Origin of the sequence: Pantoea sp. SO10 (assembly GCF_005281435.1) — a bacterium.
In the GTDB taxonomy this organism is placed as follows: Bacteria; Pseudomonadota; Gammaproteobacteria; order Enterobacterales; family Enterobacteriaceae; genus Pantoea; species Pantoea leporis.
The window spans coordinates 3,853,929-3,879,614 of sequence record NZ_CP040095.1 but is presented as its reverse complement, the minus strand read 5'-3'; the positions used below and the strand labels follow the sequence as shown (position 1 = coordinate 3,879,614).

The 25,686-nt window shown below is 56.5% G+C and carries 24 protein-coding genes; 13 read left to right on the top strand and 11 right to left on the bottom strand.

Features of this window, described 5'->3' with window-relative positions:
* Positions 1-31 precede the first annotated feature (31 nt).
* From pckA to FCN45_RS17975, 5 genes are all read right to left on the bottom strand, one after another.
* Positions 32-1,651, bottom strand: a complete 1,620-nt coding sequence (pckA, locus tag FCN45_RS17995) for a phosphoenolpyruvate carboxykinase (ATP) (protein ID WP_101762679.1) — start codon at positions 1,649-1,651, stop codon at positions 32-34.
* A 274-nt stretch (positions 1,652-1,925) separates the two neighbouring features.
* Complete coding sequence (hslO, locus tag FCN45_RS17990; protein ID WP_137386664.1) at positions 1,926-2,798, bottom strand: Hsp33 family molecular chaperone HslO; 873 nt, start codon at positions 2,796-2,798, stop codon at positions 1,926-1,928.
* 24 nt (positions 2,799-2,822) lie between these two features.
* Positions 2,823-3,224, bottom strand: a complete 402-nt coding sequence (gene hslR / locus FCN45_RS17985; RefSeq protein ID WP_101762677.1) for a ribosome-associated heat shock protein Hsp15 — start codon at positions 3,222-3,224, stop codon at positions 2,823-2,825.
* An 18-nt stretch (positions 3,225-3,242) separates the two neighbouring features.
* Entirely contained in the window at positions 3,243-3,911 is a 669-nt protein-coding gene (yrfG, locus tag FCN45_RS17980) for a GMP/IMP nucleotidase (protein ID WP_101762676.1), read from the bottom strand.
* A gap of 53 nt (positions 3,912-3,964) precedes the next feature.
* On the bottom strand, positions 3,965-6,106 hold the full coding sequence (locus FCN45_RS17975; RefSeq protein ID WP_137386663.1) for an intracellular growth attenuator family protein: 2,142 nt from the start codon (positions 6,104-6,106) through the stop codon (positions 3,965-3,967).
* 397 nt (positions 6,107-6,503) lie between these two features.
* On the opposite strand from FCN45_RS17975, the gene nudE reads away from it, so the two are divergent.
* Positions 6,504-7,070 (top strand): ADP compounds hydrolase NudE, encoded by a 567-nt coding sequence (gene nudE, locus FCN45_RS17970; protein WP_101762674.1) that lies wholly within the window; start codon positions 6,504-6,506, stop codon positions 7,068-7,070.
* Between the two features lie 51 nt (positions 7,071-7,121).
* On the opposite strand, the gene mrcA is transcribed toward nudE, so the two are convergent.
* Positions 7,122-9,662, bottom strand: coding sequence for a peptidoglycan glycosyltransferase/peptidoglycan DD-transpeptidase MrcA (gene mrcA, locus FCN45_RS17965; RefSeq protein WP_110867624.1), 2,541 nt, complete (start codon positions 9,660-9,662; stop codon positions 7,122-7,124).
* A 149-nt stretch (positions 9,663-9,811) separates the two neighbouring features.
* On the opposite strand from mrcA, the gene pilM reads away from it, so the two are divergent.
* The 12 genes from pilM (at position 9,812) to trpS (ending at position 19,794) form a co-directional block, all read left to right on the top strand.
* Positions 9,812-10,621, top strand: coding sequence for a pilus assembly protein PilM (gene pilM / locus FCN45_RS17960; RefSeq protein ID WP_137386662.1), 810 nt, complete (start codon positions 9,812-9,814; stop codon positions 10,619-10,621).
* Positions 10,621-11,163, top strand: a complete 543-nt coding sequence (locus FCN45_RS17955) for a PilN domain-containing protein (RefSeq protein ID WP_137386661.1) — start codon at positions 10,621-10,623, stop codon at positions 11,161-11,163. The genes pilM and FCN45_RS17955 overlap by 1 nt, the downstream gene beginning before the upstream one ends.
* Positions 11,156-11,650: a hypothetical protein gene (locus FCN45_RS17950; protein ID WP_137386660.1), complete on the top strand. Its 495-nt coding sequence runs from the start codon at positions 11,156-11,158 to the stop codon at positions 11,648-11,650. Before FCN45_RS17955 ends, FCN45_RS17950 begins: the two co-directional genes overlap by 8 nt.
* Positions 11,640-12,017 (top strand): HofP DNA utilization family protein, encoded by a 378-nt coding sequence (locus FCN45_RS17945; RefSeq protein WP_137386659.1) that lies wholly within the window; start codon positions 11,640-11,642, stop codon positions 12,015-12,017. Before FCN45_RS17950 ends, FCN45_RS17945 begins: the two co-directional genes overlap by 11 nt.
* On the top strand, positions 11,962-13,221 hold the full coding sequence (hofQ, locus tag FCN45_RS17940; protein WP_137386658.1) for a DNA uptake porin HofQ: 1,260 nt from the start codon (positions 11,962-11,964) through the stop codon (positions 13,219-13,221). The genes FCN45_RS17945 and hofQ overlap by 56 nt, the downstream gene beginning before the upstream one ends.
* Before the next feature lie 481 nt (positions 13,222-13,702).
* The gene (gene aroK / locus FCN45_RS17935) at positions 13,703-14,224 is read left to right on the top strand and encodes a shikimate kinase AroK (protein ID WP_008107887.1); all 522 of its coding nucleotides are present in this window, start codon (positions 13,703-13,705) and stop codon (positions 14,222-14,224) included.
* 39 nt (positions 14,225-14,263) lie between these two features.
* Complete coding sequence (gene aroB / locus FCN45_RS17930) at positions 14,264-15,352, top strand: 3-dehydroquinate synthase (RefSeq protein WP_101762667.1); 1,089 nt, start codon at positions 14,264-14,266, stop codon at positions 15,350-15,352.
* A gap of 64 nt (positions 15,353-15,416) precedes the next feature.
* Complete coding sequence (locus tag FCN45_RS17925) at positions 15,417-16,454, top strand: SPOR domain-containing protein (RefSeq protein WP_137386657.1); 1,038 nt, start codon at positions 15,417-15,419, stop codon at positions 16,452-16,454.
* Between the two features lie 97 nt (positions 16,455-16,551).
* The gene (dam, locus tag FCN45_RS17920; protein ID WP_101762665.1) at positions 16,552-17,364 is read left to right on the top strand and encodes an adenine-specific DNA-methyltransferase; all 813 of its coding nucleotides are present in this window, start codon (positions 16,552-16,554) and stop codon (positions 17,362-17,364) included.
* A gap of 65 nt (positions 17,365-17,429) precedes the next feature.
* On the top strand, positions 17,430-18,113 hold the full coding sequence (gene rpe, locus FCN45_RS17915; RefSeq protein ID WP_101762664.1) for a ribulose-phosphate 3-epimerase: 684 nt from the start codon (positions 17,430-17,432) through the stop codon (positions 18,111-18,113).
* Positions 18,097-18,774 carry a phosphoglycolate phosphatase gene (locus FCN45_RS17910; protein ID WP_137386656.1) on the top strand — a complete coding sequence of 226 codons (678 nt, stop codon included), beginning with the start codon at positions 18,097-18,099 and terminating at the stop codon, positions 18,772-18,774. The genes rpe and FCN45_RS17910 overlap by 17 nt, the downstream gene beginning before the upstream one ends.
* 15 nt (positions 18,775-18,789) lie before the next feature.
* Entirely contained in the window at positions 18,790-19,794 is a 1,005-nt protein-coding gene (gene trpS, locus FCN45_RS17905; RefSeq protein ID WP_101762662.1) for a tryptophan--tRNA ligase, read from the top strand.
* A 49-nt stretch (positions 19,795-19,843) separates the two neighbouring features.
* Here trpS and FCN45_RS17900 read toward each other — a convergent pair whose 3' ends face one another.
* The 5 genes from FCN45_RS17900 to nirB all read right to left on the bottom strand — a co-directional run bounded on the left by FCN45_RS17900 (position 19,844) and on the right by nirB (position 25,473).
* Positions 19,844-20,290, bottom strand: coding sequence for a hypothetical protein (locus FCN45_RS17900; protein WP_137386655.1), 447 nt, complete (start codon positions 20,288-20,290; stop codon positions 19,844-19,846).
* A 75-nt stretch (positions 20,291-20,365) separates the two neighbouring features.
* Positions 20,366-21,730: a siroheme synthase CysG gene (cysG, locus tag FCN45_RS17895; RefSeq protein ID WP_137386654.1), complete on the bottom strand. Its 1,365-nt coding sequence runs from the start codon at positions 21,728-21,730 to the stop codon at positions 20,366-20,368.
* 45 nt (positions 21,731-21,775) lie between these two features.
* On the bottom strand, positions 21,776-22,579 hold the full coding sequence (nirC, locus tag FCN45_RS17890) for a nitrite transporter NirC (protein WP_137386653.1): 804 nt from the start codon (positions 22,577-22,579) through the stop codon (positions 21,776-21,778).
* Positions 22,580-22,609: 30 nt separating this feature from the next.
* A complete protein-coding gene (gene nirD / locus FCN45_RS17885) occupies positions 22,610-22,936 on the bottom strand; it encodes a nitrite reductase small subunit NirD (RefSeq protein ID WP_137386652.1) in 327 nt (108 codons plus the stop codon).
* A complete protein-coding gene (nirB, locus tag FCN45_RS17880; protein WP_137386651.1) occupies positions 22,933-25,473 on the bottom strand; it encodes a nitrite reductase large subunit NirB in 2,541 nt (846 codons plus the stop codon). Before nirB ends, nirD begins: the two co-directional genes overlap by 4 nt.
* Between the last annotated feature and the right edge of the window lie 213 nt (positions 25,474-25,686).

Here is a 25,686-nt window from a genome sequence, read left to right as displayed (position 1 = left end):
GGCGGGCATTTATGCCCACCGGGTTTTCACATCACAACTGCGGACCCGCCTGAACTAGCGCTTTACCCGCATCGTTATCGGTATATTTCTCAAAGTTAGTAATAAAGCGCTGCGCCAGATCCTGCGCGGCTTGCTGCCAGGCCGCTTCTGTTGGCCAGCTGCGGCGCGGATCGAGAATCGCGCTATCCACCTGCGGCAGAACTTTAGGCATCTGCAGGTTGAACACCGGCAAGGTGTCAGTCTCAACCTCATCCAGCTCACCGGCCAGAATCGCATTGATGATGGCGCGCGTGTCTTTCAACGAAATGCGCTTGCCGCTGCCGTTCCAGCCGGTATTCACCAGATACGCCTGCGCACCTGCCGCTTCCATGCGCTTCACCAGCACGTCGGAATATTGCGTTGGGTGCAGCGTCAGGAACGCCGCGCCAAAGCAGGCAGAGAAGGTGGGCGTTGGCTGCGTGACGCCGCGCTCGGTGCCGGCCAGTTTGGCGGTAAAGCCAGACAGGAAATGGTATTGCGTCTGTTCCGGCGTCAAGCGTGAAACCGGCGGCAGCACGCCAAAGGCATCGGCGGTAAGGAAAATCACCCGCTTCGCATGGCCCGCTTTCGACACCGGCTGCACGATGTTCTCGATATGCTCGATCGGATAAGAGACGCGGGTGTTCTCGGTCTTGCTGCCGTCGGCGTAATCCACGCTGCCATCGGCGCGCACCACCACATTTTCCAGCAGCGCATTGCGGCGAATCGCCCGGTAGATCTCCGGCTCCGCCTGCTCAGACAGATTGATGGTTTTGGCGTAGCAGCCGCCTTCAAAGTTGAACACGCCGTCGTCATCCCAGCCGTGTTCGTCATCGCCAATCAGCTGGCGATCCGGATCGGTGGACAACGTGGTTTTACCGGTGCCGGACAGGCCGAAGAACACCGCCACATCGCCCGCTTTGCCGACATTAGCCGAACAGTGCATTGAAGCGATGCCTTTCAGCGGCAGCAGGTAGTTCATGATGGCGAACAGCCCTTTCTTCATCTCGCCGCCGTACCAGGTGCCGCCAATCAGCTGCATGCGCTCGGTCAGGTTGAAGGCGACGAAGTTCTCGGAGTGCAGACCTTGCGCCTGCCAGTCTGGATTGGTGCACTGCGCGGCGTTCATCACCACGAAATCCGGTTTGAAGTCAGCCAGTTCGGCTTCGCTCGGGCGGATAAACATGTTTTTGACGAAGTGCGCCTGCCAGGCCACTTCCATCACGAAGCGCACGCTGAGGCGCGTGTCAGGATTGGCACCGCAGAACGCATCAATCACAAACAGGCGTTTGCCGGAAAGCTGCTGGGTGCAGCGATCTTTCAACGCCTGCCAGGTTTCCTGTGACAGCGGCTGGTTATCATTTTTGCCGTTGCCGACATCGTTCCACCACAGCGTGTCGCGCGTGGTGTCATCCCGAACGATGTACTTATCTTTTGGCGAGCGACCCGTGAAGATGCCGGTATCCACGGCAATAGCACCGCTCTGCGTCAGAATGCCTCGCGCATAACCTTCCAGCTCTGGGCGAGTTTCTTCCTGAAACAGGGTGTCGAAATCAGGGTTGTACACCACTTCGGTGGTGCCGCTGATGCCCATAGAGGCGAGATCTTGCGATGTCAGGCCGTTAACGCGCATGTGACTGCTCCTTTAATCGGTATCTGTTACTGCATATTTTTTATGAGGTGATTCTGCCGCCTGCCTGCATAGCCACGCAGGGCAGATCGCGCGCAGTGTACTCTTCTGAGCACGGCGGAAAAGAGAAGATAGTCAGAAATGCGAGCTGGAACGTGACAAGTAGAGAAATCTGCCACTTATGAAACTAAAGTCAGCGTTATTTAGCTAATAACCGTGATAAATGATAGGGATACGTTCAGCAGGAATGCGGGCGGATGAACCGCCCGGCAGGTAATTAATGCACGTGATCGCTGTTGTTGGTTGGCGCGTTACGAATAGCGGCAATATCCACTGCATCGAACACGTAATGCGATCCGCAATAGTCGCAATTCATATCGATTTCGCCATCCTCTGCGAGGATTTCGTCCACTTCCTCAACCGGCAACGTGCTCAGCACTTCACTGCAGCGCTCGCGTGAACAGGTGCACTTGAAGCTGACTGGCGACGGATCGAACACGGTGGCTTCTTCCTGATGATACAGGCGCCACAGCACGTCGGTGGCGGGCAGCTCAATCAGCTCTTCGCTCTTCACGGTTTCGGTCAGCGTGGCGAGGTGATTGAAATCATCCAGGCTCGGCTCTTGCGCTGGCAGCACCTGCAGCAGAATACCCGCTGCGCCTTTGTCGCTGGTGCGGATAAACAGGCGCGTTGGCAACTGCTCAGAACGCATGAAGTAATCTTCCAGACAACCCGCCAGCGTATCCGCTTCCAGGCCAACCACGCCCTGATAGCGCTCGCCTTTCTCTGGCGAAATGGTGATCACCAGATAGCCGTTGCCGACCATCTCTTTCAGGCTGCTGCCGGGTGCGATCTCCGCGTCTTCTTGCACGCGCGCCACGCCACGCAACTCCTGACGGTTGTTACCGTTGATCACCGCCAGCGTCAGCGGACCGTCGCCCTGTAACTGCACCGTGATATCACCGTCAAACTTCAGCGTTGCCGTTAGCAGGCTGGTGGCTACCAGCAGCTCGCCCAGCAAGGTTTTTACCGGCTCAACGTAGTTGTGATTTTCGACGATTTCACGCCAGGTTTCGCTCACATTGACCAGCTCGCCGCGCACGGCGACGTTTTCGAACAGGTAACGGTGCAGTTGATCGTTTGCAGACATAGTGTTTCTCTCGTTGGGGGCGCGTTATTTATCACCCGACAATTTAAATTTCATCAGATCGCGGCGCTCTTTCTTATCCGGGCGGCGATCGGGGTGCGGCATGGTTAAGGCATTCATCTTGCGTGCCAGCGCGGTTTTCTCGCGCTTGTCGATGCTGGCGGCGGTTTCGGCATACAGCGCCTGGGCTTCGCTGGCCGGACGACGCTGATCGGTCACGGCGGTGATCACCACGGTGCGCTCATCGTTGCCCTGACGCAGCGTCAATTCAGCATTGAGCTCCACCAGTTTGCTCGGCTTGCTGCGCTGACCGTTGTAATGCACTTTGCCGCCTTCGACCATTTCGCGTGCCAGCGCACGCGTTTTGTAGAAGCGCGCGGCCCACAGCCATTTGTCGAGGCGCACGCCTTCGCTCACTTTCTCTTTCATGGTATTGCGGCTCCTGCTTTAACGCAGCGTCTCACACAATTGGCGATAATCGCGTACCGCCGGATGACGCTGGAAAGATTGATCGGGCCGACCGGAATCCGGATTGCTGACGCCTAAGCACCAGCGGATGCCCCAGCGTGTTGCTGCATCCAGAATCGCTTCGCTGTCATCAATGAATAGCGTGCGCGCGCTGTCAAACGCAGTGTGTTGCTGAACGGCTTGCCAGAGACGCGGATCCTCTTTCGGATATCCAAAGGTATGGGTGGAAAGTAATAAATCAAGGTGGGCAGCTAATCCGGTCTGCTCCAGTTTCACATCCAGATTGTAAGGATGCGCATTGGTCAATAGAATCGTGCGCTTACCTGCGGCACGCAGCGCCTGCAATAGCGGCAGCGTATCTTCACGCATTGCCGCGCGGTGGCGCTTCTCCCACGTCATGGCGCGAATATCCAGCGCCAGTTCCTGCGACCAGTAATCGAGACAATACCAGTTTAGCGTATGCACCACGGCCTGGTATTTCTGCTCAATCAGCTGATGCGCTTCGCCCAGCGTGATGGCGCGTTCGCGGCTCAGGGTTTCCGGAACGTGTTCCAGCCAGAAGTGGCGATCAAAGGCGAGATCGAGCAAGGTGCCGTCCATATCCAGCAGCACGGTATCAATCTCTGACCAGTTAAGCGTAACCTGCATTGTCTTTCTCGCCGCAAAAAAGTGGGCGACAGGGTAGCACAGAAGGAGAGGGCTCAGAACAGCGAGCGCACGCTCTGCATAGTGTTCAGATTGTGGTTGAAGCACTTATCGTAATACTGCTGAATTTCCGCCATGCGCAGGCGATTGCGATGAATACGACGCAGCGCCAGCAAGCCGTTGATCACCGCGCTGGCAATCAGCACCAGCATCAACAGCGTGGTACCCAAATAGCGCCATTGCGCCATGGCATCCGGCTCGTTATGCAGCGCGATATGGCGTGTGCCGTTGGCATCGGTGGTAATACTGGTGATGATGCCGCTGGCGGCGAATGGCGTATGCAGCAGCATGCCAGACATGCGTTGCAGTTCGCGCCATTGCGAAGGCGCATCAAGATCGAACAGCGGTACCGACGGCTGCGGCTGCATCACCATCTGACGACCTTCATCACTGACAATCAGGAAGCCACCCGGCGGTGGACTATTGAGGTTTTCAGCCGCACGACGCGTTTCACGCGCGAAGAAGCTGGAAGTGGCGGTGTTCACCAGATTTTCCAGCGCTTCGGCACTCACCGGACGCAGCAGGACGTTCATGCCATTCAGCTTGCCAGAATCCGCACGGTGAATCAGTGAATCCCAATCTTTGGCGTTGCCGAGATTCACCAGCGCATTTTTCAGGCGTACGCAATCCTGCTGCTGGCTGCACAGATCCTGGGTTTTCAGCACCAAATCCGAGAAGTCATCCAGCAGAATCATGCCCGATTTCTGAATCGCCGAGGCGAGCTGCGGATTGAGTTTGGGGTCGGTATTGGTTTCCGGATGCAGCTGGCGCGTGGTGGTATCGAGCAGCGCCGAGGCTTTATCGATGATCTCCGATTGCGGCTGTGGCAGCGGCGCGGCGTTATTCCAGTAAATCGCCGAGCAGTCGAACGGCATGTAGGCGTAGCTGCGATTGCTTTGATAATTGCCCGGTACCGAACACATGCCGGTGCCGCCCACTTTCAAAATGTCGCCGATGTGCAGCGGCAGCGCATTCAGCTTATCCACGCTATTCACTTCAATGCTCTCGGTGCCTTTCACCCATGCAAGGCTGAGTTTGATCGGCATGCTGAGAGGAATCCAGGTGAATAGCATGACCAGCACCAGCAGCGAGCCGCACGCCAGCACCAGATTTTTACGCCAGCGCTGCACCGGGAAGTTACGCACTTCATCCTGCAGCGACAGGAAGCGCCCCTGACGCACTACCTGACGATTGAGGTACATATCGACGTCGGTGGTTTGGCCTAAATCGTGCGCTACATACGGCTGCCAGTGCGCGGGATAGATTAAATCAATAATGCCCAGCGAGATGTTGCTCTGCTCCTGATTGGATTCACCAAACAGGCCCCAGCGCTTGGGCGCACCGCGCAGGCAATGCACATCGCGCAAACCTTTGGCGCCAGGGAAGCGATAGAGGAACCACAGGCTAACGGCGATCATCAGGCAGCCGAGCAGCGCAATCCAGCCCATCAGGCTGCCGGGCAGCACCAGACTCAGGAAGAACAGCAGGAAAGCGAAACAGATGGCGACCGCTTCACGCGTGCCGTCGGCGCGAGACAGCTGATACTCTTCTGAGGTCTCTTTGCGTACCTGCAGCAGCTCAACATTCTCGCTTTCTTCTTTACGAATCGACGCGTTAGTGGACATCGGCCGCACCAGTGGCGGCAGCGCCGGTTGTTCTACCGCGTAATTCACCAGCGAATGTCCGTTAAGCGAAATCACCAGCGGCAGCGTTTGCGTGCGGATCAGCTCTACGTGGTTCTCTTCGGCTATGTACTGTTCCCAAAGCGGCGGAAGATGCACTTCGACTTCATCGAGATAGTAGCGCCACTTCTGCGGATCGTCGGTGGAGAGGCCATAGCGGGTGATGGAGCGGGTGACAGGATAAACATTGTTGCTTTGCGCGGTGAGCGTCAGCGCTTGAGGTTCGCGCGGCTTCTTTGCGGATCGCGCGCTGCTGTGTTGCTGCTGTTTCACTAGTAGCGCGATGTACTTTTCAACGGCAGCGCGTTCTTCGTCGGTGAGCTTGCGATTAGGCGGACTAATAAACGGCAGTGGTTTCGCCAACGGCGGACGATGCCGCATAGCGAACCAATAGCCGATACCTGCTAATAAGGAACAGGCGAGCATGACAGCCAGAATGACAATATAAGTGCTCATGCTTTGCTCAATCCAGCCAAAAAACTGCCTTCACGTTAACGAATTACTCCCGGTGAATCCATCAATACAAGTCAATTTTGGCGAGCAGATGTCATTCTGACAAGGGAAAAGTCAGATAAAATAACGCGCAAAATCATTTAATTATAGTTTGTTAGATCATTCCTTAACGGGATGTTAACCAGACATGACTCAACTAAATATCGGTATTTTCTGAATTTAACCCAACACCGTTGACTTATTGTGAATTTTTAACTGCATAGATAACAAGAAGTTGTTAGCAGCCATAAGTGAATGTGTGTCACCATAGTTTACTTACGCTGCGTGTCGCACAATAGTTCTGGCTTCGGTATGCTGGCGTCATCACGTTTCACAGGGTTGTGCTAAGTTTGAGGCTGATATGAAAACCCCAATGAAAAAACCTGACATCCTCAATGTGGCAGCGGTGGCCCGCTCCCGCCTGTTCACCATCGAAGCGGTCGATCTCGCTTTCAGCAATGGCGCGCGCCGCGTTTATGAGCGCATGAAACCTTCCGACCGTGAAGCGGTGATGATTGTGCCGATTATTGGCGATGACGTGATCCTGATTCAGGAGTATGCCGTCGGTCTGGAAAGCTATGAACTGGGCTTTCCTAAAGGGCTAATCGATCCTGGCGAAAGCGCCTTTGAAGCCGCCGATCGTGAACTGAAAGAAGAAGCGGGATTTGGTGCCACCAAACTGGAAGCGCTGGGCAAGCTGACCATGGCGCCCTCATATTTCTCCAGCAAGATGAACATCGTGGTGGCGGAAGGTTTGTACGAAGAGAAGCTGGAAGGTGATGAGCCGGAGCCGCTAATTGTCCATCGCTGGCCGCTAAATAATCTGCTGGCGCTGCTGGATGAACCCGACTTCCGCGAAGCGCGTAACGTCAGCGCGCTGTTTATGGTGCGTGAGTGGCTGGTGAAGCAGGGCCGTTTAAGCTACTAAATTGCATCATCATTAAAAAAAGAAAGCCGGCACATTTGCCGGCTTTTTTGATCAGAACAGTTCGTGGCTTTCGCCGTTGTCCATGAGGGTGGTGCCGACATCATGCACCGAATACTCGGTCGGCTGGGTGCCGTTGATGAAGTACTCCTGACGCGAGTTACCGCCGTTAGCCAACTTGCCGGTGCCGCGATCGATGTTAACGGTGACCACGCCATCTGGCGGTGTCAGCGGCTGTACCGGCACGCCTTCCAGCGCGGATTTCATATAGTCATCCCACGCTGGCTGTGCACTCTTCGCGCCGCCTTCGTAACCGGAGATTTGATCCGGTATCGCACCTGACATGGTGGAGCGACCCAACGCGCGCGAATCATCGAAACCAATCCACACCGACGTCACCACGCCCGGACCATAACCAGAGAACCACGCATCTTTCGAGCTGTTGGTGGTACCGGTTTTGCCGCCGATATCGTTACGCTTCAGGTCACGACCGGCACGCCAGCCCGTTCCCATCCAGCCCGGCTCGCCGAAGATGTTGGTGTTCAGCGCGCTCTTGATCAGGAATGACAGCGGCGTGTTGATCACGTGCGGAGCATACTGCTGCTCGCCACCCGGCTGTGCAGGCACTTGCTCCAGCTCCGGTTGCGGCACGGTTTGGTTCTGCGATTGATCGGAGGTCGCGACATTCTCGACGCTCTCTTCATTCAACGCGACCGACTTTTTGGTATCGCCATAGATCACCGGCAGGTTGCACTGCGGACAGGCAATCTTCGGTTTCTCTTCGAAGATCACGCCGCCTTGTTCATTCTCAATCTTCGCGATGAAGTACGGATCAACCAGGAAGCCGCCGTTTGCCATCACCGCGTAGCCGCGTACCACCTGCATTGGGGTAAAGGACGCCGCACCTAAGGCTAACGATTCGGTATGCACGATGTTCTGCGCCGGGAAGCCGAAACGCTGCAGATATTCCGCCGCGTAATCAACGCCCATCGCACGCATCGCACGTACCATCACCACGTTTTTCGACTCGCCTAAGCCCTGACGCAAACGGATTGGACCTGCATACGTTGGCGGTGAGTTCTTCGGACGCCAGTCAGCACCCGCACCGGCATCCCAGCGCGAAATCGGCACGTCGTTGAGAATCGATGCCAGCGTTAAACCGCGATCCATCGCTGCGGTATACAGGAAGGGTTTGATGTTGGAACCCACCTGACGCAGCGCCTGGGTTGCGCGGTTGAACATGCTCTGGTTGAAGTCGAAACCGCCGACCAGCGCGCGAACCGCACCATCTTCTGGATTGAGTGACACCAGCGCCGAGTTCACCGCCGGAACCTGGCCGAGCCACCAGTCGTCATTCACTTTACGCACCCAAATCTGCTGGCCGGTTTGCAGCACCTGCGTCACGCTGCGCGGCGTTGGGCCTTGCAGCGTGTCAGATTTGTAAGCGCGTGCCCAGCGTACGCCGGCCATATTCAGCGTAACGCTGCTGCCATCTTTCAGCATCGCCGTGGCGTGATCGGCGCTGGCGCTGGTGATCACCGCAGCATTCAGCGGTCCGTAAGTTGGCAGATTTTTCAGCGCATTCTGGATGCGGGTTTGATCCCAGCTCGCTTCGCCCACTTTCCACAGCACATTGGTTGGACCGCGATAGCCGTGGCGCATGTCATACGCCATCACATTGTTACGCACCGCCTGCTGTGCGGCTTCCTGCAGATGGCGGGTGACGGTGGTGTAGACCTTGTAACCATCTTCATAGGCTTTATCGCCATAACGCTTCACCATCTCCTGACGCACCATTTCACTTAAGTAAGGTGCAGAGAAGGCGATTTCCGGGCCGTGATAGCTGGCCGTCAGCGGCGAGTTACGCGCTTCGTTATATTGCTGCTGCGTGATGTAGTTTTGATCCAGCATACGCGCCAGCACCACATTACGACGCGCCAGCGCACGCGTATGAGAATAGAGCGGGTTGAACGTCGAAGGTGCTTTTGGCAACCCAGCAATCATCGCCATTTCACTCAGCGACAGTTGATCAATAGGTTTACCAAAGTAGACCTGCGCCGCCGCGCCCACGCCGTACGCGCGATAGCCGAGATAAATCTTGTTGAGATAGAGCTCAAGGATTTCATCTTTGCTCAGCAGCTGTTCGATACGGATCGCGAGGAACGCTTCCTTGATCTTACGCATCAAGGTGCGTTCCGGGCTGAGGAAGAAGTTACGCGCCAGCTGTTGAGTAATGGTACTGGCACCCTGCGAGGCGTGACCGGACATCAGCGCAATGCTGGCTGCACGGAAAATCCCCACCGGATCGACACCGTGATGCTCGTAGAAACGGCTATCTTCGGTGGCAATAAACGCTTTGATTAACTCAGGCGGCATCTGTTGTAGGGTCAGCGGGACACGGCGCTTCTCGCCGTACTGGGCGATTAGATCGCCATCCGCGCTGTAAACCTGCATAGGAGTTTGCAGGCGCACATCTTTCAATGTGTTCACATCAGGCAGCTGCGGCTCTATGTATTTGTACAAACCATAAACCGTGCCGGCTCCCAGCAAAATGCAACACACTGCAAGGATCAATAAATACTTTACGAACTTCACCTGAGAATTCCCATCTGTTGTCGTTTGAGCAGTTTATAAGCAACCGCGCGGTAGTATAAAGACAAGCCTGACGCATTCATATACCTGCCAGGCTTGAAGTTGCCGGGGTATCAGCACTCTGACCTTTTAATGATAAGGAGATCGCGCGTATGGCTTTTCAGCGCTGGCAAATTGGACTGGATATCCAAAACGGACAACTGTGTGCCCTTGGCATCGAACGCCGACGTCATGGTTGGCAGTTGCGACACTGGTGGCAACAAACGCTGCCGCAAGATACGTTAAGAAACGGCGTGCTGCAAACCACGCCTGCGTTACTGGATATGTTAGGGCGCTGGCAGCGCCATCTGCCGAAGCGCTATTCACTGCGCGTTGGCCTGCCGCCGCAGTTGGTATTGCAACGCACTTTGCAGCTGCCGGAAACCTCGCTGCGTGAACCCGCGCTGGGGCGCTATGTGGCGGCTTCTGCGCAGCGTCTGTTTCCCGTCGAACCCGCTTCGCTGTCGCTGGATTATCGCTCACCGGGCAAGGATGCACCGCTTTACGTTACCGCGGCACGGCGCGAGGTGATTACGCAATGGCTGACGCCGCTCAAGCAGGCAGGTCTGCGACCGGACGTATTCGAACTGAGTAGCCTGGCGCTGACGCAGATCGCCATGCGCCTGCCGTTACGCCACAACCACTTATTGATTCATCCGCTTAGCGATCATTGGCTATGGACGCTGGTGGGGGAAAGCACTACATCAGGCGCGGCCACCGAACCTCTCACCCTCGCACAGCTGCGCGAAACCTTCCCGCAGATGGAAAGCGTGTTCTGCACCTCAACTCAGGTTTTGCCTGAGGAGCAGGTTAGACGCTGCAAGCCGTTTTCGCTGCTGCACTATCTGCAACCGCCGTTGCCTGCACAGGAAGGTATTTTCGCCATCGCGCTTGGGCTGGCGCTGCGCCCGGAGGATATCTGATGCTGGCGGTCAACCTGCTTCCCTGGCGCATCCAGCAATCGCAGCGGCGGCGCCAGCAGAGTCTCTCGCTGCTGTCGCTCACGCTGGCCTGCACCTTGCTGATCCTCTCATTGCTGTGGTGGCGCGGCGTCATTGCACGGCAGCAACAAACGGATGCGCTGATGGATATTACTTCTCTCCTCAGCGCGCTGCAGCTACAGCTGGAACAGCAGCAATCGCTGTTGAAGCTGCGTGAATCACTTCTTCAGGCGCAGCTGGCACAGCTGCAACGGCAAGATCAGCATCAGCGCTGGCAGCATTTTTGGCAGCAACTGCCGGAGTTAATGCCAGACACCTTGTGGCTCAATCGCCTTGAACGTCGGCAAGGGCAACTGGTGCTGGAAGGGCGGGCGCAGAGCATGGCGGCGGTCAGTGATTTTCGTCATCAGCTCATGACTCAGCCGCTGTTCAGCAGCGTAAAGCAGGGCGGTGTGAAGCGCGAAGCGGGCGGCGACTATCGTTTTGCTTTGCATGCGCGTGTGCAGGAGGTAGCCGATGAATGAACTCCTGCAGCGCTGGCTGATGCTCACGCTGCCGCTGCGCATGCTGGGACTTTTGACGTTATCGTTGGGGCTGTTTGCGCTGACGTGGATCGTGCTGCTTCGGCCGCAGCAGCAGATGCGTGAAGCGCAAGCGCGGCAGCTGGAACAGATGCGTCAACAGCAGCAACAGCGGTTGCAACAGCTGGCTTCACTTCCGGCGATTGATGTGTTGCAGAGCGAAATTAGCCTGCTGCAGCAACCCACGAAGGATGCCGGCACTCAGCAAACGCTGGAGCGAATCGTGGCAGCGCGCGGCAATCAGCTGGAAGCCTGGCATCCGGATAGCCAGCCGCAGCAACTGCAATTAAGGCTTGCCTGGCCGCAATTTCTGCCGCTGTTTAGTGAACTAGCCAGCACCCGATTACCGGTGCCACAACGCTTTCAGCTGCAAGCCGAGCAAGGCGTATTGAACACGCAACTGTGGCTGGAGAGTGACGATGCGGAGTAGCGCCTTGCTGTTGTTACTCTGCAGCTCGCTGGCACTGGCGCGCGATCCTTTCCAGCCGCTGGCAGCAACGCTGTGTCAGACGAAGGTTGCTGCGCCAGAAGGCTGGCGCTTACAGGGCATTATTGGCACGGCGCCGCACTACGTGGCGTGGCTGGTGTCACCTCAAGGCAAAAGCCATCGGCTGGATAATCAAGCGCCTTTTCCCCAGCCGCCCTGGCAAGTCGTGCAGCTTACGTCGCGCATGCTGGTGTTGAGCGCAGCACAAAGCTGCACGCCACAGCAAATCACATGGGTAATAAAAGGAGGTTTTTATGAAATGGATGACGTTACTGATGCTGCTGTGTCTGAGCATGCCGCTGCGCGCTAACGACGACCGATTAAGTCTGACGTTTGATGATGCGCCGGTTGAACGCATTTTGCAGGCGCTGGCAGATTATCAGCAGACCAACCTGCTGATTGCGCCGGGCGTTGAAGGTCGGCTGTCGCTGCGATTAGACAATGTCGGCTGGGATCACGCGCTCGCGCTGGTGACGCAGCTGGCAAAACTCACCGTGGTGCAGGAAGAGGGCGTTTTGCTGGTCTATCCGGAAAGCTGGCAGCAGCAGCAGGCGCAACAGGAAAAGGTGGAGCGTGAGGAGGAGAAGCAGCAAACGCCGCTGGAACAACAAACCGTGACGCTGCATTACGCCAGCGCCAGCGATATTTACCGCAGCCTGCAAGCCGAACGCTCGTTGATGACGCCGCGCGGTAGCGTCACGGTCGATAGCCGCACCAACAGTTTACTGCTGCGCGATACGGCTGAGGCATTGCGTGACACCGAGCGCTGGTTAAAAGCGCTGGATTTGCCGCTCGAGCAGGTTGAGCTCGCGGCACATATCGTCACCATCAATGAAGAGCATCTGCGCGAGTTAGGTGTTAACTGGGGCACGTCACCGGCAGAAGTGGTAACGCAGGCGCTGCGCAACCCGCTGCTCGAGATTCCTCTTGCAGTGAGTAATCCGGCGTTTCGCGCGGGCGTGACGCTGGGCCAGGTCAGCGGCGAACTGCTCAACCTGGAACTGAGTGCGCTGGAGCAGGAGAACCAAATCGAAATCATCGCCAGTCCGCGCTTGTTTACCTCGCATCAGCAAACCGCCAGCATCAAACAGGGCACGGAAATCCCTTATGAGGTGAAATCGGGCAACAGCGGTGCCACCGCCATTGAATTTAAGGAAGCGGTTTTAGGCATGGAAGTGACGCCGGTGGTGCTGGGAAATGGCCGCATCCAGCTCAAACTGCGGCTGAGCCAGAACTTGCCAGGGCGCAGTGTAAACATTGGCGACAACCAGGTGCTGAGTATTGATAAGCAAGAGATTGAGACTCAGGTGACGCTGCGCGATGGCGAAACCTTAGCGCTGGGCGGCATTTTCCAGCAGCAGCGCACGCAGAGCGAAAAACGCGTGCCCTGGCTGGGCGATATGCCTTTATTAGGGAATTTGTTCCGTCAGCAAACTGATGAGCAGAAGAAAAAGGAGCTGGTGATCTTTATTACTCCCAGACTGGTCAGGGAAGCAGCGCTTACTGCCGGATAAAGCGGAAAATTCGTTCTGTGAGGCCAACTGCGTTGACGCAGGGCTGGAATTAGCTTACAAGGTTTAGCGATTTTCAAAACGGTGTAACGGAACGCGGCAGAATAACCTTCCGAATGACGTTGGTCACAAGCGATACTGACGTCAAAAGAAATATCGCCAAAATAATTCGAGCTCCAGTAAGACGTTAAATGAGTGAATGCACTGTGCTTACATCGGTAAGCGGTGACAGTGGATGACCCCGGCCAGCGTGCCTGTAGCACGAAATATAGCGGATCAGCGGAGGTGCGTTACCGTCTCGCGAACCACAGACCGGTCCTGTTAAGAGGTCGCCGGGGGCAATTTATTCGGTTGCCAAACGGCCATGAGTGTTGAGATAATTTTCCGTCTGACTCTTGTTAACGCTCATGAGGTCTCAGTTCCTGTCCCGCCAGCTATGCTGAACGCGGGGTATCATCAACGAATTCTTAGTAATACCGATAAAATGGCAGAGAAACGCAATATCTTTCTGGTTGGGCCGATGGGTGCCGGCAAAAGCACTATTGGTCGTCAGTTGGCTCAGCAACTCAATATGGAATTTTTCGATTCCGATCAGGAAATTGAGCGACGCACCGGAGCGGATGTAGGCTGGGTATTTGATGTGGAAGGCGAAGAAGGCTTCCGCGATCGTGAAGAAAAGATCATTAATGAGCTGACCGAGAAGCAAGGCATTGTCCTCGCGACCGGTGGCGGCTCAGTCAAATCCCGCGAGACCCGTAATCGTCTCTCCGCCCGCGGTGTGGTCGTATACCTTGAAACCACCATCGAAAAGCAACTTGCACGAACCCAGCGTGATAAAAAGCGTCCGCTGTTGCAGGTTGAATCACCGCCGCGCGAAGTACTGGAAGCGCTAGCTGGTGAACGTAATCCGCTTTATGAAGAGATCGCTGATGTCACTATTCGCACTGACGATCAGAGTGCAAAAGTGGTGGCCAATCAGATCATCAACATGCTGGAAAAGAACTAATCCAGCGCCCTGAGGGCTCAGCAATAGGTATCGGTCATCATGGAGAAGATCACTGTCTCACTCGGGGATCGCAGTTACCCCATCACCATCGCTGCCGGACTGTTTAACGATCCGGCTTCTTTTTGGCCGCTCAAAGCAGGCGACAATGCCATGCTGGTGACAAACCAGACCCTGGCGCCGATCTACCTTGAACCCCTGTCAGCGCTGCTCAGCAATGCCGGCATTAAGGTAGATCAGGTCATTTTGCCTGATGGTGAGCAGTACAAAACCCTGGCGGTCATGGACGAGGTGTTCACCGCGCTGCTGAAAAAGCCGCACGGTCGTGATACCACGTTGATTGCACTCGGTGGTGGCGTGATTGGTGACTTGACCGGATTTGCTGCAGCTAGCTATCAGCGTGGCGTGCGCTTTATTCAGGTGCCGACCACGTTGTTGTCTCAGGTTGACTCCTCCGTCGGTGGAAAAACCGCGGTAAACCATCCACTCGGCAAAAACATGATTGGGGCGTTTTATCAGCCCGCGTCTGTCGTAGTGGATACTCATTGCCTGGCCACTCTGCCACCGCGCGAATTAGCGTCCGGTCTGGCGGAAGTGATCAAATACGGCATTATCCTTGATGGCGAATTCTTCCAGTGGCTAGAGCAAAATCTTGATGCTCTGCTGGCGCTGGATGAAAAAGCCCTGGCTTACTGCATCCGTCGTTGCTGCGAGCTTAAAGCCGAAGTGGTTGCGGCTGATGAGCGCGAAACCGGCGTACGTGCACTGCTCAATCTGGGCCATACTTTTGGTCATGCGATTGAAGCGCACATGGGCTACGGCAACTGGCTGCACGGCGAAGCGGTGTCGGCTGGCATGGTGATGGCCGCACGTACCGCTGAACGTTTAGGGCAGTTCACCTCGGTTGAAACCGATCGCATTATCGCGCTGCTGTTGCGTGCTGGTTTGCCTGTACATGGCCCGGCGAGCATGGCGGCGGAAGATTATTTGCCACACATGATGCGCGATAAGAAAGTGCTGGCGGGCGAGCTGCGTCTGGTGCTGCCTCTCGCTATTGGCCGCTCTGAAGTGCGTGGCGGTGTGGCACATGATATGGTGCTGGCAGCAATCAACGATTGCCAGAAACCCTGATTATTAGAAGTGATGAGTGGTGATGCGGCGTGTGGGAAGCGCGTCGTTTTACGGAGGAGGCTAAATGGATGAGTTCAAACCGGAAGACGAGTTAAAACCTGACGCCAGTGACCGCCGTCCGACGCGGCCACGCAAATCGTCTTCTGCGCCGAAAGTGAAAGTACCGGTTTCGCGTCAACATATGATGATGGGCATTGGTATTTTGGTTCTGCTGTTGGTGGTGCTGGGGATTGGTTCAGCATTAACCGGCCCAGACGAGAAGAAACCCGCAACCAATACCGCAAATAATGGCGCGGCACCTTCTGCCGGTGGCAGCGAAAAGAACATCGACCTTTCGGGATCGACGTCCATGAGCGGCCAGCAAAACGCCACGCCTTCTGCTGAAGGCAGCGTAGCGCAAAACACCGCGGGCACAACTGCACCAGCGGGCAGCGATGGTCAAGCCATCTCGATGCCATCAGTCTCCTCGACGCCGACGCAAGCTGCGCCTGTGGATACGCCAGCTAATCAACAACGTGTCACGCTGCCTGGCGATCTCAATAGTGCGCTGAACAATCAGCAAGGTTCTGTCGATGCCGCAGCACAAGGCGCGCAGGGTAATAGCTCGCTGCCAACCGCGCCGGCCACAGTCAGCGGCAACGGTAAAGCGATCACGCCGCCAGCCATGCGTTCAGAAACCCCCGCGCGCACCAGCAACAACGGTACACGCGAGACGCACGCGTCGACGCCGCATAAAACACCGACCGCCACTAAACCAGCAGCTGTGAAAGAGAACAACACCCGCACCACCGCGACGCGTAATCCCGCGCCTGCCAGTGCGAGCGGTGCCAGCAAATCGTTGCCGTCGGGCGGGAACTACACGCTGCAGTTGAGCGGTGCGTCGAAAGAAGAGAGCCTGAACGCCTGGGCGAGAAAACAGAACCTGAGTGGTTATCACGTGTATAAAACCACGCGTAACGGCGAACCTTGGTATGTGTTGGTGAGCGGCGCTTACGCCACGCCAGCCGATGCGAAACGCGCCGTGGCATCGCTGCCAGCGGAAGTGCGTGCGGCCAATCCGTGGGTAAAACCGCTTAGCCAGGTGAAGAAAGAAAGCCAGTAATGAGATGTGGGGCCGCAAAAATGCGGCCCCGTTTAAAGCGCAGAGCTGCTGTCGGTTCCACCACAGCCAATAATTAAGATGTAATAACCACGACAGCATGAAAAAAAATCGCGCTTTCCTGAAATGGGCCGGAGGGAAATACCCGCTCCTCGATGACATCCGTCGTCATTTGCCACAAGGTGATTGTCTAATCGAACCCTTTGTCGGCGCCGGTTCCGTGTTCCTCAACACCGACTATGACCGCTATCACCTGGCGGACATCAACGGTGATCTCATCAATCTGTATAACATCGTCAAAACGCGTACCGCGGCTTTCATTGAAGACGCGCGACAGCTTTTCAACGCCGAAGGCAACACGGCAGAAACCTACTACGCGCAGCGCATCGCCTTTAATGCGAGCAAAGATGAATATCAGCGCGCGGTGCTGTTTCTGTATCTCAATCGACACGGTTATAACGGTCTGTGCCGCTACAATTTGCGCGGTGAGTTTAACGTGCCTTTTGGCCGGTATCGCAAGCCGTACTTCCCGGAAGCGGAGCTGCTCTGGTTTGCCGAACGGGCGCAAAAAGCGACCTTTGTCTGTGAATCGTACGATGTTACTCTGAACAACGCCGTTGAAGGCTCAGTGGTTTATTGCGATCCGCCGTATGCCCCGCTTTCGGCGACAGCAAATTTTACCGCTTACCACACCAACAGTTTTAGTCTGCGCGAGCAGCAGCATCTGGCTGAGTTAGCCAATAAGCTTTCGCAGCAAAATCGCATCCCGGTACTGATTTCTAACCACGATACGGTACTCACGCGTGAGTGGTATCAGAATGCGGATTTACACATAGTCAAAGCCCGGCGTTCCATCAGCCGAAGCATAAGTGGTCGCACGCAAGTCGACGAACTGCTAGCGCTTTTCCGCTAGCCTGTTTCGTCCGCGACCAAGGCATTACGCCAGCTCAGGCTGGCGCACAAAATTGGGAGAATCGGATGAAACAATTTTTACTGGCCCCATCAATTCTGGCTGCTGACTTCGCGCGTTTGGGTGAAGACACGGCCAAAGCGCTGGCGGCAGGTGGTGATGTGGTCCATTTCGATGTGATGGATAACCACTACGTTCCCAATCTGACGATGGGGCCGATGGTGCTTAAAGCGCTGCGCGATTACGGCATCACTGCACCTATTGATGTGCATCTGATGGTTAAACCTGTGGATGCATTGATCCCGGAATTCGCTAAAGCGGGCGCCACCTTCATCACTTTCCACCCGGAAGCCAGCGAGCATGTTGATCGCACGCTGCAGCTGATCAAAGAGCATGGTTGCAAAGCCGGTCTGGTGTTCAACCCTGCGACGCCGCTCCACTACCTCGATTATGTAATGGATAAGCTGGACATCATTCTGCTGATGTCAGTGAACCCAGGCTTTGGCGGTCAATCCTTCATTCCCGGTACGCTCGACAAACTGCGTCAGGCGCGTCGCCTGATTGATGAGAGTGGCTACAACATTCGTCTGGAAGTGGATGGCGGCGTGAAAATCGATAACATCGGCCAGATTGCTGCCGCCGGTGCCGATATGTTTGTTGCCGGTTCCGCGATCTTCGGTCATCCGGATTACAAAAAAGTGATCGATGAGATGCGTGGCGAACTGGAGAAAGTTAATGGCTCATTTCACTGATATCCGCGCGCTGGCGTTTGACCTCGACGGTACGCTGGTCGATAGCGCGCCGGGCCTGGCACAAGCCATCGATCATGCGCTGAGCGATCTGCAGCTGCCGCCGCCGGGTTTGGCATTGGCTTCTACCTGGATTGGTAACGGCGCTGACGTGATGATAACCCGCGCGCTGACCTGGGCGCTGGGACGCGAGCCGCATGCCGAAGAGCAACGCGATGCGCGTGCGCTGTTTGACAAATATTACGCGCAAACGGTAGAAGCGGGCAGTACGCTGTTCCCGCAGGTAGTAGAGACGCTGGCGGCCTTGCAGGCGAAAGGCCTGCCATTGGCGATCGTCACCAACAAGCCAACGCCATTTGTGGCGCCGCTGCTGAAGTCGCTCGGGATTGCTGAGTACTTCACGCAGATTATCGGCGGTGACGACGTAATTGTGAAAAAGCCCCATCCGGCGGCCATTTTCCTCGTCCTTGGCCATTTTGGCGTGCTTCCGGGACAATTGCTGTTTGTCGGCGATTCTCGCAATGATATTCTCGCGGCCCAGGCGGCAGGCGTACCGAACATCGGTATGACATTCGGCTACAACTACGGCGAGCCGATTGCTACCAGCCAACCCGATTTAACTCTCGACTCTTTTGACGAACTTTTGCCCGCTATCGGGCTGTGATTATCAGGACATAACATGAGCAAACCCATCGTTTTCAGCGGCGCCCAGCCTTCCGGTGAACTGACCATTGGCAACTATATGGGTGCGCTGCGTCAGTGGGTGCAGATGCAGGATGATTTTCACTGCATTTACTGCATCGTCGATCTGCACGCCATCACCGTACGTCAGGATCCAACCGCGCTGCGTAAAGCCACGCTGGATACCTTAGCGCTCTATCTTGCTTGCGGCATCGACCCGGCGAAGAGCACCATCTTTGTTCAGTCACACGTGCCAGAGCATGCGCAGCTGAGCTGGGTGCTGAACTGCTACGCCTATTTTGGCGAGCTGAGCCGCATGACGCAGTTCAAAGATAAATCCGCGCGCTACTCGGAAAACATCACCGCAGGCCTGTTTGATTATCCGGTGCTGATGGCGGCCGATATCCTGCTCTATCAGACCAATCAGGTGCCGGTTGGCGAAGATCAGAAGCAGCATCTGGAGCTGAGCCGCGATATCGCCCAGCGTTTCAATGCGCTATACGGCGATGTGTTCAAAGTGCCTGAACCGTTCATTCCGAAATCGGGTGCACGCGTGATGTCGCTGCTTGAGCCGACCAAAAAAATGTCCAAGTCAGACGACAACCGTAACAACGTGATTGGTCTGCTGGAAGACACCAAAGCGGTGGTGAAGAAGATCAAACGTGCGGTGACCGACTCCGCCGAGCCGCCAGTGGTGCGCTACGACGTCAAAGAGAAAGCCGGTGTATCAAACCTGCTGGATATTCTTGCGGGCGTGACCGGTAAAACCATTGCGCAGCTGGAGCAAGAGTTCGAAGGCAAAATGTACGGCCATCTGAAAGGTGAAGTGGCTGAAGCGGTTTCCGGCATGTTGACCGAGCTGCAGGAGCGCTATCATCGTTTCCGTAACGATGAAGAGTTGCTGAATCAGGTGATGCGCGATGGCGCAGCAAAAGCCCGCGCTCATGCGCAGGAAACGCTGAAGAAAGTGTATGAAGCGGTAGGTTTTGTCGCACAGCCGTAAGCGGTGTGCGGAATAGAACAGAACGGCGGGTCATTTGACCCGCCGTTTTTTATTTGATGCGATGTAACGCCAGTTCCGCGCCATCCCAGAACAGGCGGGCATTACCGTCAGCCAGCACGCTGATCACCGCGCCCGGCGCAGGTCCCCACGCCTGGTTGCCACAACTCACATTGAAGCCGTAGCGGAAGGTGAAATCACGATCCTGCCCCGCGCCATTGGCGGCGCTCAGGCGCGGTTTAGCGTTGCAGTTATCGACGGAAGGATTGATGCTGCGCTCAGCAGTGCCGCGCGTCCAGGTGATCGCATTCAGCTTAAACGCCACGCGCGCGCCCATAAACTGTGGATCATTCTTGATATACAGCTGACCGACTTCCTTCTTAGGCGTTACCGCCACCACCTGCCATTCACCCACCACGTTCGACCAGGTAACCGGTGCGGCGGTAGCAACCGCGCTTAACGGCAATAACAACGCGCAAACCCGTGAAGCAACGCGCATGGAAACTCCTTATTGACAAGAAAGATGGCCCATAGTCTGGCGACAAAGCGCAGCGCTGTACAGTTTTTTGCCGTGTCAGAACCAGCGTAACTGAGAACGCAGTTCCACCACGCGACCAACAATAATCAGAGCCGGACTGGCAAACTGCTGCGCCAGCGTGGCCAGTTCCGCCAGCGTTGCGGTCTCAACGCGCTGCTGCGGCGTGGTGCCGTTCTGCACGATCGCCACCGGCATCGCAGCATCCATGCCGTGTTGCAACAGCTGCTGCTGAATTTCCGGCGCCTGCGCCAGCCCCATATAGAACACCAGCGTTTGCTGTTCAGCCGCCAGCTTGCGCCACTCGATTTCGCCATGCTGCTGCAAATGGCCGGTGACGAAACGTACGCTCTGCGCGTGGTCGCGATGCGTCAGCGGAATACCGCTGTAAGCAGAACAGCCCGAGGCGGCGGTGATGCCCGGCACCACGCTAAACGGGATGTTGTGCTGCGCCAGCAGTTCCAGCTCTTCACCGCCGCGGCCGAAGATAAAGGGATCGCCACCTTTTAGTCGCACCACGCGCTTGCCGCTCTGCGCCTGCTCAAGTAAAACCTGGTTGATCTGCGATTGCGGTACGCAGTGACTGCCGGCTTGTTTGCCGACAAAGATGCGCTCCGCATCGCGGCGGACCAGATTGAGAATCGGCGCCGAGACCAGGCGGTCATACACCACCACATCGGCCTGCTGGATATGCTGCAAGCCTTTCAGCGTCAGCAGCCCCGCATCGCCCGGCCCGGCGCCCACTAGCACCACTTCGCCTTGCTGCGATAGCGGCGCATCGAATAAGGTCTCGACGATGTGCTCGGCGCGTGGTCGATCACCATTCGCCAGGGTTTGCGCCAGACGATCGCTCACGAAGAAGCGCTCCCAGAAAGCGCGCCGCTGCGCCATGCTGTTAAAGCTACGCTTCACACGATTGCGCAACGATCCGGCTAAGGACGCTAACTCACCCAGATGTTGTGGCAGCATCGCTTCAAGTTTTTCACGCAGCAAACGCGCCAGCACCGGCGCGCGACCGCCAGATGACACGGCGATCATCAGCGGCGAACGATCGATAATTGACGGCATAATCGCGCTGGCTTCCTGCGGCGCATCCACCAGGTTACAAAAGATGCGCCGCCGCTCAGCCGCATCGCCAACCTGCTGATTCACCGCATCATCATCGGTGGCGGCAATCACCAGCCAACAATCCTCAAGCCAGCGCTCGTCAAACGCGCCGGGTAGTAAGGTCAACTTTCCCTGTTGTGCCCACTGCTGAAAAGCGGGGGAGAAATCCAGCGCGCCAACCTGCAAATTGGCACCGGCGTCCAGCAGTAAACGCGCTTTGCGTTCTGCTACATCGCCACCGCCCACCAGCAAACAGCGCTTGCCTTGCAGGCGGCAAAACAGCGGAAAGTAGTCCATAGCTCATCCTGAAAAAAGCCCGCGCAAGGCGGGCTGAAAAAAGTGTTATGCCGTTTTGAGCGGCGCGGCTTGCGCTTCGGCCTGCGGGCGCTGCGCCTGAGGTGTGGCGTACCAGTAACCGAGGCCCATCAGTACCATGCCGGAGAACATATTGCCCAGCGTCACCCACAGCAGGTTGTGGCCGATGCCGCTTAGCGTGAAGTCGGCATTATGCTGACCAAACCACGACAGCGCAAAGACCGTCATGTTGGCAATCGAGTGTTCGTAGCCGGAAGCGATAAACGCCAGCAAACACCACCAGATGGCGATGAACTTCGCCGTGCCTTCGGTACGCACCGCCATCCAAATCGCCAGGCAGACCAGCCAGTTACAGAGCGCGCCTTTAAAGAACAGCGCCATGGCTGGCTGCGTGGTTTTTGCCAGCGCCGCGCTGTGCAGCAGCGATCCGGCATTTGGCAGCAGCGGACCCGCCGCATAGTAATAAGTCAGCGCGACGAATACTGAACCGACAAGATTACCCAGCCAGGTTTGCGGCAGCACGCACCACATCTGGCCTTGCTTGATGCTGCCGGCTTTGACGCCGATGGTCAGGAACATGGTGTGGCCGGTGAACAACTCGGAACCAGCGATGATCACCAGCGTTAAAGCGATACCGAAAGTCGCGCCCATCAGCAGCGGACGATAAGCCGGATCGACCAGATTGCCGAGCGTGAAGATCAGGATAATCGCCAGGCCAACGTAAGCGCCCGCCATCGCCGAGCTGATCCAGAAGGCCAGCGGGCTGTGCTGCGCCGTACGCACAATGCGCGCCGCGTTGGCGGCGCATTTATTCAGGGTGTCAGTAAACATAGTGACGTCTCATAAAGTGAAGGAATGCTGTCAGGCGCAGATCTCGACCTTGCCATCGCGAACGCGCACCGGATAGCTCGCCACCGAGCACGCTTCGTCTTCCAGACACAAGCCATCGCTCAGGCGGAAGCGCTGTTTCTTCAGTGGACTTGCCACCCACAGCGCCTGCTGGTGCTCCGCAATCAGACCGCGTGACAACACGCTGGCCTGGGCGAAAGGATCGATATTGCTCAAGGCGTAGAGTTGCTCATCGTCGTGCGGACGGAAGAGGGCAATCTGTTGGCCGTTGATCAGCGCGCATACGCCGGTCGCAGGTAAAATTTGGCTGAGTTCACACACCGAATGCCACTGGCTCATGCGTCGATCTCCTCAATCAGAGTCACCGCAATGCGCTCGGCGGGTTGCGCCGGACGATGCTGATCGCGTTGGTTGATATGCTGCACCAGCGGATCGCGCCGATCGCTGTTGATAAAGGTGCGGAAGTGGCGCTGCTGCTGCGGATCCTGCAGCGTTGCGGCCCACTCACATTCCACCGCCGCGCGCAGACGCGTCAGCTCCGTTTCCAGCTGTGAATTCAGGCCGAGTTTGTCATCGATAATCACGCTGCGTAGATAGTCAATGCCGCCTTCCATGCTTTCCAGCCACAGCGAGGTGCGCTGCAGGCGATCGCCGGTGCGGATGTAGAACATCATGAAGCGGTCGAGATAGTGCAGCAGCGTATCGCGATCAAGATCGGCAGCCAGCAAATCGGCGTGACGTGGCTTCATGCCGCCATTGCCGCACACATACAGGTTCCAGCCTTTCTCGGTGGCGATGATACCCACGTCTTTGCCCTGCGCTTCGGCGCATTCGCGCGTGCAGCCGGAGACGCCAAACTTCATCTTGTGCGGGGTACGAATGCCTTTGTAGCGATGCTCCAGCTCAATGCCGAAGCCGAGGCTATCGCCTACGCCAAAGCGGCACCAGACGCTGCCGACGCAGGTTTTCGCCATGCGCAGCGCTTTGGCATACGCTTGTCCGGTTTCAAAACCGGCATCAATCAGCTGCGTCCAGATCGCCGGCAGATCGTCGCGCTGTGCGCCAAACAGGCCAATACGCTGCGAGCCAGTGATTTTGGTGTAGAGATTGTACTGGCGCGCCACGGCGCCAATCGCCATCAATCCTTCCGGCGTGATTTCGCCTCCGGCCGAGCGCGGGATCACCGAGTAAGTACCGTCTTTTTGAATATTGCCGAGGAACAGATCGTTGCTGTCCTGCAGCGGTGCGAGCTGTGGCTTCAGCACATATTCGTTCCAGCAGGAAGCCAGCAGTGAACCAACCGTCGGTTTACACACCTCGCAGCCGTAGCCCTGACCATATTTCGCCAGCAGCGCGTCGAACGATGTGATCTCTTCCACGCGAATCAGGTGATAAAGCTCCTGACGCGAATAGGGGAAGTGCGCACACAAATGATTGTTCACTTCGATGCCCTGACGGCTCAATTCAGCGTTCAGCACCTGAGTAATCAACGGAATACAGCCGCCGCAGCCGGTGCCGGCGCGGGTTTCGGTTTTCAGCGCTGCGACGGTGTGGCAACCGCCTTGCACCGCTTTGACGATATCGCCTTTGCTGACGTCGAAGCAGGAGCAGATTTGCGCGCTGTCCGGCAGTGCATCAGCGCCCATTACCGGTTTCTCGCCGCTGCCCGCAGGCAGGATCAGCAACGCCGGATTTTCCGGTAGCGCGATGTTATTCAGCGCCAGCTGCAGCAGATTGCCGTAATCGCTGGTGTCACCGACCAGCACCGCGCCCAGCAGCGTGCGGTTATCTTCGCTGACGATCAGGCGCTTATAGATATTTTTCTGCTCATCAAGCCACACGAAGCTGCGCGCGCCCGGCGTGCGGCCATGCGCATCACCAATGCCACCGACATCAACGCCCAGCAGTTTCAGCTTGGCGCTCATATCTGCTCCGGCAAACGCGTTGTCGCGGCCAACCAGCCGATCGCTGGCGACCTGCGCCATTTTGTAGCCCGGCGCGACTAAGCCATAAATACGGTTCTGCCAGGCGGCACACTCACCAATGGCGAAGATATCCGCATCGCTGGTCTGGCAATGATCGTCAATGGCGATACCGCCGCGCGCGCCCAGCTGCAGGCCGCACTGTTTGGCCAGCTTGTCTTGCGGGCGAATGCCGGTGGAGAAGACGATGAAATCGACATCCAGCGCGCTGCCGTCAGCAAACTCCAGCGTTTTACCGCCTTGCGCGTGATGGACGATCTGCTGGGTGTTTTTGCCGGTGTGAACGCACACGCCCATCTGCTCGATCTTACGACGCAGTTGCTCGCCGCCTTGCGGATCGAGCTGTTCTGCCATCAGCACCGGCGCGAACTCAATGACGTGGGTTTCGACGCCGAGGTTTTTCAGCGCGCCTGCCGCTTCCAGTCCCAACAGGCCGCCGCCAATTACCGCGCCGCGTTTGCTGCGGCGTGAACAGGCTTCAATGGCGTTGAGATCTTCAATGGTGCGATAGACATAGCAATCACTGCCTTCCGCGCCGGTAATCGGCGGAATCCACGGATAAGAGCCGGTGGCAAAAATCAGCGTGTCGTAATGCACCGCGCGACCGTTATTCGAGTGAATCAGTTTTTCGTCACGGTTAATGGTGATAGCACGTTCGCCGAGCAGCAGCTTTACCTGATGCTTTTCGTAATACCCTTCGCGAACCAGTGAAAGTTCTTCGGCGGTGTGATGGGAAAAATAGGCGGAAAGGTGGACGCGGTCATAGGCGACGCGAGGTTCTTCACAGAAAACGGTTATCGCAAACTGATTAGATTCATCTTTGTCGATAAGTTCTTCTATAAAGCGGTGGCCGACCATGCCGTTGCCAATAATAACGACACTGTGCTTGCTCATGCTTGCCTCAAAAATTGCGGTATCTGTGCCTACCTTAGCGCGGCGCTTTTGGAGCTTATTGATATACATCAAGCGCACCCTTATATACCTATTTCGAGTTATGTAACTGATTTTGAACGAATTAGTTAAGTGGCTTATTTGGTTGATAATTACCTAATCATTTCTTCGCCGTACATTCCGTAGCGGCACGATTCATCGCGCAATAAATTGCAC